The sequence below is a fragment of the Corallococcus llansteffanensis genome (genome assembly GCF_003612055.1).
GTDB lineage: Bacteria > Myxococcota > Myxococcia > Myxococcales > Myxococcaceae > Corallococcus > Corallococcus llansteffanensis.
On sequence record NZ_RAWB01000339.1, the window covers coordinates 1 to 11,063 of the forward strand.

Here is an 11,063-nt window from a genome sequence, read left to right on the forward strand (position 1 = left end):
CAGCCAGGAGGAGGTGCTCCGCGTCACGGAGCTGCTGAACATGCTGGCCCACCACCGCGTGCACCTGACGCGCATGCCCGAGGAGGTCCACCACGGGCTGCTGGCCGCCGCCAGCCGGCTGGTGCACCCGGACAGGGCCGCCAAGAACCGGCTGCAGAACACGCTGCGCAAGGAGCGCAAGGAGCAGCAGCGCAAGAAGGACAGCGTCGTGCGCGCCAGCACGGAGATCCGCGCCCTGCGCCGCGCGCCGGTGCTCACCCTGCCGATGCTGCCCGCGCCGCCGCCCGTGGACGTGGAGGAGCGCCTGCTGGAGGTGCCTCGCAAGTGCTACGTGTGCAAGGCGGAGTACCGCAAGCTGCACTTCTTCTACGACACCCTGTGCAGCGCCTGCGGCGACTTCAACTACGCCCGGCGCACCCAGCGCGCGCCCCTCAACGGCAAGGTCGCGCTCATCACCGGCGCGCGCGTGAAGATTGGCTTCCAGGCGTCGCTGATGCTGCTGCGCTCGGGCGCGACGGTCATCGCCACCACGCGCTTCCCCCAGGACGCGGTGCTCCGCTACGCGCGGGAGCCGGACTTCGCGGACTGGTCCCACCGGCTGCACGTGCACGGCCTGGACCTCCGGCACGCGCCCAGCGTGGAGCTGTTCGCGCGCCACATCGAAGAGACGCACGACAAGCTGGACATCCTCATCAACAACGCGGCGCAGACGGTGCGCCGGCCGCCGGGCTTCTACCAGCACCTGCTCCAGGGCGAGCTGCGCCCCGCCAACACGCTGCCGGAGGAGGTGCGCCCGCTGCTCGCCGGCCACCATGCGTGCATCGCGGCGCTCAGGCCCGCCCTGAACCCGGGCCACATGGGGGACGCGGGCGACACGGTGTCGTCGCTGCCCGTGGCCACGTGGCGCAGCAGCGACCCCGCGCTGGGCATCCACTCGTCGGCGGCGCTGTCGCTCTTGCCCTACGCGATGGAGCAGGAGCCGGACACGCAGGCGCTCTTCCCGCAGGGCCGGCTGGACGCGGACCTCCAGCAGGTGGACCTGCGCAAGACGAACTCCTGGCGCCTGAAGCTGGCGGAGGTGCAGACGGCGGAGATGCTGGAGGTGCACCTGGTGAACGCGGTGGCGCCCTTCATCCTCTGCGGGAAGCTCAAGCCGCTGATGATGCGCGACCGCTCGCAGCCGGGCCACATCGTCAACGTCTCCGCGATGGAGGGCAGCTTCTCCCGCGGCACCAAGACGGACAAGCACCCGCACACCAACATGGCCAAGGCCGCGCTCAACATGATGACGCTCACCTCCGCGCCGGACTACGCGAAGGACGGCATCTTCATGAACGCCGCGGACACCGGCTGGGTCACCGACGAGGACCCCGTGCAGCACGCCGAGCGCAAGGTGCAGGAGCTGGACTTCCAGCCCCCGCTCGACATCGTGGACGGCGCCGCGCGCATCGTCGACCCCGTCATGACGGCCATCAACACGAACGAGTTCGTCTGGGGCAACTTCTTCAAGGACTACCGCCCCACCAACTGGTGACGCGCGGCCTTCAGCGCAGCGCGGCCCAGTTGTAGGTCGCGTTGCTGCCGCCGGTCAGCACCCGCCAGTACGAGCCTTGATACCCATACGTGTCCTTGATGGCCTTGTAGTTGCTGGACACGTTCCAGTCGTTCGGGCTCGTCGTGCCCAGGTTGTAGACGAGCGAATCCCCCCACACCGAATAGATGGCCCACGGACGCGCGTCGAGCTCCGACACCGTCCCGTAGCGGCTGTCACCCCAGCGCACCGGCAGCTTGTCCGTCTCCGCCACCATGCGCGGTTTGTTGTAGCCCGCGAGCCCCGTGTAGAACTGGGCCGGGAAGTAGGGATTGCCGTGGTAGATGTCCACCGCCACCACGTCCACGCGGTCGCTGCCCGGGTAGTAGACCGAAGCGTCCCCGCCGTACGTCCCGTCCCACTCATACGGCGACCAGACGAAGATGAGGTTCTTCAGCCCGCGCGTCTTCACCAGGTAGTCGTGCGCGATGTTCCAGAGCTGCTTGTACTGGTACGGATCCTGGTTCGCCCACCAGAACGGTGACGCGCTCCCCTTCTTGTTCATCTCGTGGAAGGGGCGGAAGAGCACCGGCACGCCTGCGTCCCGCAGGACGGTGAGCTTGTCCGCCGCGAAGGACAGGTCGCGCAGGAGCGCCTGGTACTCCGCCGTGTTGGCCTGCCAGTTGATGACCCGGCCCATCCAGTTGTAATCCATCCACGACTGCCGGAAGGTGTTCGGCCAGCTCTTCACCGACGCGCCCGGATAGGACTGGTGGAAGCTGAAGCCGACGATGCCCTCCCCGTAGATGAAGCGGTCGCGCGCGAAGCCCACCGCGTAGTCCACGTACGGCTCGCTGTAGGTGGCGCGGTAGTTGCCCGGCCCGAAGTCGAACTCCACGAAGCCCGGACGCCGGCCGGAGAGGTCTCCGACCTTCACCCAGTACTCGCCCGCGTAGGCCTCCTTCTGCGCCTCGCAGTGCTGGCCCATGATGGTCTGCTTCGTCCCACCGTTGCGGCTGTTGTTCTCCAGGTCCGTCAGCAGGTTGTAGACCTTCTGCGCCTGCGCCGTGGGGCCCGGCGTGCTCAGCGTCCGGGACACCTGCGCCCCTGCCGGGCCCGCGCCCAGACACAGCGCCAGCGCCGCCGTGAGCGCGACGACAGGGGAGAGAGAAGAACGGGTCACATGCATCACGTGGGGACCTCCAGGGCTGCCCGGGAAGCGGGCAAGGTGCCATCCCTGCACCACGGATTACATGAATTTCAGTGAAAGCTAATTTGTCCACCGGCCGGCGGGGCAGGCCGCAAGGGCCTGGATTCACTGCCAGCGGGCCGGTCCGGTGGTATCAAGCACGCCACCATGTCTGAAAAGTCTTCGCCCCTGTTCGACGCGGTCCCCGTGGAGATGGACTTCCCGGCCGAGGAGCGCCGCATCCTGGCCTTCTGGAAGGAGCGCGGCATCTTCGAGAAATCGCTCAAGGCGAACGAAGGGGCCAAAAGCTTCGTCTTCTACGAAGGCCCGCCCACGGCGAACGGCCTGCCGCACAACGGCCACGTCCTCACGCGCGTCATCAAGGACCTGTTCCCCCGCTACCAGACCATGCGGGGCCACTACGTGCCGCGCAAGGCGGGCTGGGACACCCACGGCCTGCCGGTGGAGGTGGAGGTCGAGAAGGAACTGCGCATCCACGGCAAGGCGGAGATCGAGAAGTACGGCGTGGAGCCCTTCACCGAGCGCTGCATCGAGTCCGTGTTCCGCTACACCGCCGAGTGGGAGCGGCTGACCCAGCGCATCGGCTTCTGGGTGGACCTGAACGAGGCCTACGTCACCTATCACCGCGGCTTCGTGCAGAGCGTGTGGTGGGCGCTCTCCGAGCTGTTCAAGAAGGGCCTGCTGTACCAGGGCCACAAGGTGGTGTGGTGGTGGCCGCGCGGCGGCACCGCGCTGTCCGCGGCGGAAGTAGGCCTGGGCTACAAGACGGTGGACGACCCCAGCGTCTACGTGGCCTTCCCGCTGCGCGATGCTCCGGACACGTCGCTGCTCATCTGGACGACGACGCCCTGGACGCTGCCGTCCAACATGTACGCGGCCGTCAACCCCTCGGTGGACTACGTCACGGTGGACGCGGGGGACCGCAAGCTCATCCTCGCCGCCGCGCTGCGCGAGGACCTGGCGAAGAAGCTGAAGAAGGACCTGCCGGTGCTGGCCACGCAGAAGGGCCAGGAGCTGGTGGGCAAGCGCTACACGCCGCCCTTCGACACGTACTTCGCGAAGGACGCGGACGCCACGCTGCCGCTGAAGGACGGCGGCACGGACACGGTGGCCTGGCGCGTGATGGCCGCGGACTTCGTCACCCTGGACAGCGGCACGGGCATCGTGCACACCGCGCCCGCCTTCGGCGAGGACGACTACCGGGCCTTCCGCAAGGACAGCCAGCGCTTCCAGGACCCGGACGCGCTGGAGATGCGCTGCGCGGTGAAGCCGGACGGCACGTTCTCCGAAGAAGTGCCCCTCGTCGCCGGCCGCTTCGTGAAGGACGCGGACAAGGACCTGCAGCGCAACCTGAAGGAGCGCGGGCTGCTCATCCACACGGAGCAGTACCGCCACGAGTACCCCTTCTGCTGGCGCGCGGACGAGGACCCGCTCATCCAGTACGCCCGGCCCGCCTGGTACATCCGCACCACCTCCGTCATCGAAGAGGCGAAGAAGAACAACCAGCACGTCAACTGGGTGCCGGAGAACATCAAGGACGGCCGCTTCGGCGACTTCCTCGACAACAACGTGGACTGGGCCCTGTCGCGCGAGCGCTACTGGGGCACGCCGCTGCCCCTGTGGATCCACTCGGAGACGGGTGAGACGGAGGCCGTGCCGTCGCTCGCCGAGCTGCGCACGAAGCCGGGCAACAACGTGGCCGCCGTGGAGGCGGAGCTGAAGGCGTTCCTCGCCGGCAAGCCGCACGAGTCCAACTCGGAGCACCTGCTGGTCCACAAGCCGTGGATCGACAAGGTCACCTACGAGAAGCCCGGCGCGGGCGGGAAGTTCCAGCGCGTCCCTGAAGTCGTGGACGTGTGGTTCGACTCCGGCTGCATGCCCTTCGCGCAGTGGGGCTTCCCGCACGCGGAAGGTTCGAAGGAGACGTTCAACCGCGCGTTCCCGGCGGACTTCATCTCCGAGGCCATCGACCAGACACGCGGCTGGTTCTATTCGCTGCTGATGGTCAGCACGCTGGTGTTCGACGAGGAGACCCAGCAGCGCATGGGCCTCACGCCGAAGCGTGAGTGGCCCATGCCGTACAAGAGCTGCATCGTGCTGGGCCACGTCTCCGACAAGGAGGGCAAGAAGGAGTCCAAGTCCAAGGGCAACTACACCCCGCCGGAGATCATCCTGGACGAGGTGCGGATGGACTTCGCGGTGCTCACCGCCACGGAGGCCGGCGTCCCCGCGGAGCCGGGCGTGGCGCTCATCGCGCGCGAGGACCTGGAGGGCCTGGACACGCAGGAGGGCGCGCGCGTGCAGCTCTTCCGCGCGGACCGGCCGGACAAGGCCGTCACCGTGACGGTGAAGGTGCACAAGAAGCTCAAGCGCCGCGTGGTGCTGCTGGCGCCCGCGGAGCTGCAGGCGCTGGACGTGAAGCCGTCGGCGCGCGGCGCGGACGTGATGCCGGTGGAGGTGCCCCGGCTTCCGGCCGGTGAGCGCGTGGTGCTGAAGGATCCCGCGACGAAGGCCCCGGGCGCGGACGCGTTCCGGTGGTTCTTCTACGCGGCGAGCCCCACCTGGTCCAACACGCGCCACTCGCTGGCGAACGTGCGGCTGTTGCAGAAGGACTTCCAGGTCAAGCTGCGCAACGTCTACTCGTTCTTCACCATCTACGCGAACATCGACGGCTTCAACCCGGCGAAGGGCAACCCTGGCGCGAAGGAAGCGCCGTGGCTGGCCATCCGCAAGAGCGAGGGCTGGCGCGAGGTGAAGGCCCGGCCCGTGCTGGACCGGTGGATCCTCTCCGAAGTGCAGCTCACGCTGCGCGACGTGGCCAAGGCGCTGGACACGTATCAGGTGTACGACGCGGCCCAGCGGATGGTGGCGCTGGTGGACGCGCTGTCCAACTGGTACCTGCGCCGCAGCCGCGAGCGCTTCTGGGCGCCGGGCTTCGAACAGGACAAGCAGGACGCGTACTTCACGCTGTACGAGGCGCTGACCACCATCACCGCGCTGTCCGCGCCCTTCATCCCGTTCTTCACCGACGACATGTGGGGCAACCTGGTGGTGAAGCCGTGGCCCGGCACGCAGCCGGAGAGCGTGCACCTGGCGCGCTTCCCGGACGTGGAGGCGAGCCTCATCGACGAGGGGCTGGCCGCGGAGATGGGCGCGGTGCGCGAGCTGGTGTCGCTGGGCCTCAAGGTCCGCACGGACAACCGGCTCAAGGTGCGCCAGCCGCTGTCGCGCGCGGACGTCATCCTGTCGCGCCGCGAGCTGTCGGAGCGCGTGGCGGTGTACCAGGAGCTCATCTCCGACGAGCTCAACGTGCACACCGTGAAGCTGGTGGAGCCGGGCGGCCCGGAGGCGGACGTGGTGCGCTACCGCGTGCGGCCCAACCTGCGCGCCATGGGAAGCCGGCTGGGGCCCAAGCTCGCGCCGGTGCGCAAGGCGTTCGACTCCGGTGACGGCCGCGCGCTGCACCACGAGCTGCTCCAGACGGGCAAGGTGGCCCTGAACGTGGGCGGCGAGGACATGGTCTTCCCCGCCGAGGAGCTGGAGACGCTGGTGGAGGCGCAGCCCGGCTACGCCGCCGCAGGCTCAGGCGTGGGCGTGGTGGTGCTCCACACGCAGCTCACGCCCGCCCTGGAGGACGAGGGGCTGGTGCGCGAGCTGCTGGCGCGCGTGCAGGGCAGCCGCAAGGACCTGAACCTGGGCTACACCGACCGCATCCGGCTGTGGGTGGACGGTGACGAGCGGGTGAAGCGCGTCGTCACGGCGGCCCGCGCGGAGATCGAGCGCGAGACGCTGGCCTCGGAACTCCACGTGGGCCCCGAGGGCCTCACCGGCACCGAACAGGAGGACAGCCTCAACGGCCTGCCCGCGCGGCTCCGCGTCGAGCGCGTCTGAAGTGTGGAACAGCGGGGCCCTCCGGGGCCCCGCGTCGTTCCCCCTGGGCACGAAGCGAGCGCATCCCCGATGATGGAGGGATGAGCCAGACCCCGCCCCTGAAGGGAAGCTGTCACTGCGGTGCGACGCAGTTCGAGGTGGCCGCGCCGCCCGGCACGGTCACCCGCTGCAACTGTACGTTCTGCGCCAAGCGGGGCGTGCTCTGGGCCTACTACGACCCGGAGCAGGTGAAGATCTCGCGCCGTGAGAGCGTGGCCACCTACGACCGCAACGCGCCCGTCGAACACCACCACTGCCAGGTCTGCGGCTGCGGCACCTGGACGGACATGCCCGTCTGGGAGAACAACGCCCCCGTGCCCGGCAGGTTCAGGGTCGGCCTCAACGCGCGGCTGCTCAACGACTTCAACCTGGACGCCGTGCGCGTCGTGTTCGTGGACGGGCGCAACCTCTGGTAGCCGCTAGTTCGCGGTGAACGTCGTGTCGTTGCGGTACAGCAGCGTCTGGCTCCAGTCCGCGGTGAACACGAGCGTGTCCACGCGGTAGGTGCCCGCGCCCAGCGACGTGGGGATGACGAACGCGGAACTGTACGCGCGCGTCTGTCCCGCCGTGAAGGCCTGCGCCGCGTAGGAGCGCTCCGCCACCAGCGCCGTGGTGGACGCATTGCGGATCTCATACTTCACCACCACCGTGCGCGCGGTGGACGACGTGACGGACCCGGTGACGTTGAACGTCTGGCCGCGCGTCACCGTCGCCGGGCTCACCGTCGCCTTCGTGGTGGTGACCTGCGACTGCGTGAGGCCCGCGTAGTGGTTCTTGAAGACCGCCGCGGCGTTGGGGAACTCGGTGACGAAGGTGTTGCCACCGTTGTTGTCCACGTTGGACAGCTGGTGGTGCCCGTCCGCCGCCTGGAGGTCGAAGTACGAGTGGTAGCCCACGTTGTTCGCCGGGTCGAAGATGAACGCCAGCATCTGCTGCACGTAGTACGTGTCGTCCCCGCCGCCCTGCGTGGCCGCGTCGTTGACGCCCCACTCCGGGACGGACAGCCGCTTGCCGTGGGACTGCGCGAAGCTCTTGAACTTCGTCAGCGCCGGGCCGAACTGGCTGTTCCACACCGACTGCCAGCGCGTCAGCGCGCACGAACCCGTGCAGCCCGCCGGAATCGGATAGGCCCCGTTCCAGCCCTGGTCGTACATGTCCAGGCCGATGTAGTCGACGTATGCGTCTCCCGGGTACGTCGCGCTCAGGTCGGCCGAGGCGATGTCGTAGTTGGGGTTCCAGTCGAACTCGAACCCGGCGTTCGGCTGCGCGGTGCGCATGGCCGTCACGATGCGCCGGAAGCACCCGGCGAAGTTCGCCTGCTGCCCGTTGCCGGAGTACCAGGGCATCCAGTTGCCGCTGAACTCCCAGCCTGGCCGGAGGATGGTGCCCTGGAGCTCGTAGGCCACCAGGTTGGACGCCAGGTTCTTGAAGCGCTGGTCATACGCACCCGCCGCGCACGACGCGAGCGTGCCCTGGCCCGAGGGGAACATGGCGACTGAATAGTTGAGCCGCCGCCCTGGCTTCGCCTTCACCCACGAGCGCCACGCGCCCAACTGCCAGCCCGGGTTCTCGATGTTGCCCCAGCTGTCCTTGGCCTGGTGCCCCTGGCCCATCTTCACGTCGTAGCCCAGCCAGGTGGAGTACGCGTTCACGGTGTTGGGCTGCGAATACACCTCGCCCCGGTACACCCCCGTCAACGGCTCCGCCGCGAGCGCGGACGCGGCACACAGCGTGGCCAGGGACGTGGTGACGGAGACAAGGAATCGCTTGAGACCTGGAGGCATGCTGGAAGGCTCCCGAGGGGAAAGAAGCTATTTCCAGATTATCTCGATTTGAGGACCTATGTGTCAATCAATGCCAGGCGTGTTTCACGGAGCGTGGGCGTGCGCCGATACGCGCCGGGCCCCATGCCCCAGCGGCGCTTGAAGGCCTTGCTGAACGCGGGTGCGCTCTCGTAGCCCGCGCGTTCGGCGATGGCGTCCAGGCTGTCGTCGGATTCGTGCAGCCAACGCGCGGAGCGGGTCATCCGCCAGTTGGACAGGTATTGCAGCGGCGTCTCACCCACCAGCGCGTGGAAGCGCGCGGCGAACCCGGAGCGCGACAGGCCCACGGCCGCCGCCAGCCGCTCCACCGTCCACGGGTCGCCGGGCCGCTCATGCATCAGGGCGAGCGCGTTCCCGATGGCTGGATCCGCCAGGGCCCTCCACCCCCCCTCGCCCGGCTTCGCGAGCACGGCCTGGGCCCGCAGCGCCTGCACCAGCAGCACGTCCGCCAGACGGCCGACCACGAGGGCGCTCCCCGGCCCCGGCTCGGCGGTCTCCGCGGAGATGAGCTGCACGGCGGCGGCGAGCGACGGCGTCCTGCCGGACTCCTGCGTGGACAGGTGGATGATGGGCGGGAAGGCCCGCAGCAGCGGGTGCGTGGGGTCCACGCCGAACTGGAAGCAGCCGGTGATCAGCGTGGTGGTCGCACCCGGCCCCCCCAGCCGAACGGCCGTCCCCGACGAAGCCCGGAGCTGCTCGTGGGTGATGAAGTCGCGGGGAACCTTCCGGGTGCCGTCATCCAGCACGTGGGCGGTGGCGCGGGGCAGCAGCACCACGTCACCCGCGGACAGGAACACCGGTTGCGCCAAGCCCTCCACTTGGAGGCGCAGTCCTCCCCGCGCCACCACGTAGAAGGACGCATTGACCTTGCGGGGCAGGCGCAGCGCCCACGGTGCACCCAGTTCGAAGCGACCGAAGAGCAGCGTCTTGAACCGCAGCGTCTCCAGCACATCGGAAACCACGTCGGTCTTTTCGTCTGGCATCTTTGGACGCCTGGACATTTCTTTTGGACGCAGTGACATGGTGCGTCCATAGCGGCGGTCACATTCTAGGTCCACCTCGTTGATGGAGTTCCCCATGGACCTTGCCGCTTCCACCTCCGACCTGACCCGCCTGATGGACGCGCACCTCGCGCTCATCGGCACGGACATCGAACGCTGGCTGACCCTGTTCGCCGACGACGCCGTCGTTGAATTCCCCTACGCCCCCTCGCTCGGCATGCCTTCCCGACTGGAGGGCATCGAAGCCATCCGGGCGTACTTCATGCCCATCACCCAGCGCTTCCAGGGGCTCGCCTTCGCGGACGTCCAGCGCTACCCGACCACCGACCCGAACGTCGGATGGATGGAGGTCCACGGCTCGGCGACGTTGCTGCCGTCACACTTCCACTACGAACAGGACTACGTGATGCGCCTGCACCTCCGCGAGGGGCGCATCGTCCACTACCGCGAGTACTGGAACCCCCTGGCCGCTCCGGCGGGAACCTTCGGCAAGGAGCAGGCATGAAGCCGCGCATCCTCGTCACCGGCGCCTCTGGCAACACGGGACGTCCCATCGCGGAAGGGCTGGCCTCGGAAGGGTTCCGGGTGCGGACCGCCACGCGGAGCACGACGCCACCTTTCCCCTCCACCGAACACGTCCGCTTCGACTGGGCGGACCCCACCACGCACGAAGCCGCGGTGGACGGCGTGGACCGGATGTACCTGCTGGTGCCCGCGCTGGCGGAGGACCCGTCCCTCCTCGTGAATCCGTTCATCGAACGCGCGCTGGCCAGGGGCGTGCGGCGCGTCGTCCTGCTCAGCGCCTCCGCCATTCAGGAGGGAAGCCCGGGACTGGGACAGGTGCACCGCTTCCTGCGCGAGCACGCACCGGAGTGGAGCGTGCTGCAGCCGTCGTGGTTCATGCAGAACGTCTCCAACCCCCAGAACCAGCACGGGGCCAGCCTCCGGCGCGACGGCACGCTGATGACCTCCACGGACAAGGGGCGCGTCGGGTTCGTGGACGCGGCGGACATCGCGGCGGTCGGCGTCCGGGCGCTCGCGGATGAGCCCTCCCATGACACCGCGCACGTCATCACCGGCCCACAGGCGTTGAGCTACGACGACATCGCGGCGGTGATGTCCCGGGTGTCGGGCCGCCCCATCCGGCATGTGCATGCGAGCCCGGAGGAGGTGCGCCGGCACCTGCAAGAGGCGGGCATGCCGGAGGCTTACGCAAGCATGCTCGCGGGCCTGGACGTGACCCTCCGGGATGGAGCCGAGGACCGCGTGACGGACACCGTGCAACGCATCACGGGCCGGCCGCCGCGCGACTTCGAGTCCTTCGCCCGGGCTCACGCCAACGTCTGGCGTTGAGCCGAAAGGCTACCGACCGACCTTCAGGATGAGCCCGATGATGACCGCGCAGGCCAGCAGGGCCAGCACGGAGCCGATGATCATCAGCGGCAACTTCACCCAGAACGGCGTCCGGTCCCAGGGACGACCGGTCAGGAGCCCCGTGAGGCCCGCCGTGAACCAGGCGGTGCCCATGAAGAGCGTGGGGATCATCACGAGGGCGGGCAGTCCGCCCC

General features: G+C 68.7%; 9 protein-coding genes. 5 read left to right on the forward strand and 4 right to left on the reverse strand.

The window, feature by feature from the left end:
- Positions 1-1,534 (forward strand): SDR family NAD(P)-dependent oxidoreductase (locus tag D7V93_RS27150; protein ID WP_244237533.1); only part of this gene is annotated, 1,534 nt, incomplete at its 5' end.
- Between the two features lie 10 nt (positions 1,535-1,544).
- On the opposite strand, the gene D7V93_RS27155 is transcribed toward D7V93_RS27150, so the two are convergent.
- Complete coding sequence (locus D7V93_RS27155) at positions 1,545-2,720, reverse strand: glycosyl hydrolase (protein WP_120646158.1); 1,176 nt, start codon at positions 2,718-2,720, stop codon at positions 1,545-1,547.
- A gap of 168 nt (positions 2,721-2,888) precedes the next feature.
- Between D7V93_RS27155 and ileS the strand changes: the two genes are divergently transcribed.
- Both ileS and D7V93_RS27165 read left to right on the forward strand, forming a co-directional pair.
- Positions 2,889-6,632 carry an isoleucine--tRNA ligase gene (ileS, locus tag D7V93_RS27160; protein WP_120646159.1) on the forward strand — a complete coding sequence of 1,248 codons (3,744 nt, stop codon included), beginning with the start codon at positions 2,889-2,891 and terminating at the stop codon, positions 6,630-6,632.
- Positions 6,633-6,712: 80 nt separating this feature from the next.
- Positions 6,713-7,087: a GFA family protein gene (locus D7V93_RS27165; protein WP_120646160.1), complete on the forward strand. Its 375-nt coding sequence runs from the start codon at positions 6,713-6,715 to the stop codon at positions 7,085-7,087.
- 3 nt (positions 7,088-7,090) lie between these two features.
- Here D7V93_RS27165 and D7V93_RS27170 read toward each other — a convergent pair whose 3' ends face one another.
- Both D7V93_RS27170 and D7V93_RS27175 read right to left on the reverse strand, forming a co-directional pair.
- Positions 7,091-8,455, reverse strand: coding sequence for a glycoside hydrolase family 26 protein (locus tag D7V93_RS27170; RefSeq protein WP_120646161.1), 1,365 nt, complete (start codon positions 8,453-8,455; stop codon positions 7,091-7,093).
- A gap of 56 nt (positions 8,456-8,511) precedes the next feature.
- Positions 8,512-9,477, reverse strand: coding sequence for an AraC family transcriptional regulator (locus D7V93_RS27175; RefSeq protein WP_244237534.1), 966 nt, complete (start codon positions 9,475-9,477; stop codon positions 8,512-8,514).
- Between the two features lie 94 nt (positions 9,478-9,571).
- Between D7V93_RS27175 and D7V93_RS27180 the strand changes: the two genes are divergently transcribed.
- Both D7V93_RS27180 and D7V93_RS27185 read left to right on the forward strand, forming a co-directional pair.
- A complete protein-coding gene (locus D7V93_RS27180; protein ID WP_120646162.1) occupies positions 9,572-10,000 on the forward strand; it encodes a nuclear transport factor 2 family protein in 429 nt (142 codons plus the stop codon).
- On the forward strand, positions 9,997-10,848 hold the full coding sequence (locus tag D7V93_RS27185) for an NmrA family NAD(P)-binding protein (protein ID WP_120646163.1): 852 nt from the start codon (positions 9,997-9,999) through the stop codon (positions 10,846-10,848). The genes D7V93_RS27180 and D7V93_RS27185 overlap by 4 nt, the downstream gene beginning before the upstream one ends.
- A 9-nt stretch (positions 10,849-10,857) precedes the next feature.
- On the opposite strand, the gene D7V93_RS45230 is transcribed toward D7V93_RS27185, so the two are convergent.
- A partial coding sequence (locus D7V93_RS45230; protein ID WP_158623874.1) for a hypothetical protein occupies positions 10,858-11,063 on the reverse strand: 206 nt, incomplete at its 5' end.

What these genes read in the sequence shown, in the direction of transcription:
- D7V93_RS27155 (WP_120646158.1), bottom strand. Translation starts at nt 2,720, where the DNA reads ATGCATGTGACCCGTTCTTCTCTCTCCCCTGTCGTCGCGCTCACGGCG.
- ileS (WP_120646159.1), top strand. Translation starts at nt 2,889, where the DNA reads ATGTCTGAAAAGTCTTCGCCCCTGTTCGACGCGGTCCCCGTGGAGATG.
- D7V93_RS27185 (WP_120646163.1), top strand. Translation starts at nt 9,997, where the DNA reads ATGAAGCCGCGCATCCTCGTCACCGGCGCCTCTGGCAACACGGGACGT.
- D7V93_RS27175 (WP_244237534.1), bottom strand. Translation starts at nt 9,477, where the DNA reads ATGCCAGACGAAAAGACCGACGTGGTTTCCGATGTGCTGGAGACGCTG.
- D7V93_RS27165 (WP_120646160.1), top strand. Translation starts at nt 6,713, where the DNA reads ATGAGCCAGACCCCGCCCCTGAAGGGAAGCTGTCACTGCGGTGCGACG.
- D7V93_RS27180 (WP_120646162.1), top strand. Translation starts at nt 9,572, where the DNA reads ATGGACCTTGCCGCTTCCACCTCCGACCTGACCCGCCTGATGGACGCG.
- D7V93_RS27170 (WP_120646161.1), bottom strand. Translation starts at nt 8,455, where the DNA reads ATGCCTCCAGGTCTCAAGCGATTCCTTGTCTCCGTCACCACGTCCCTG.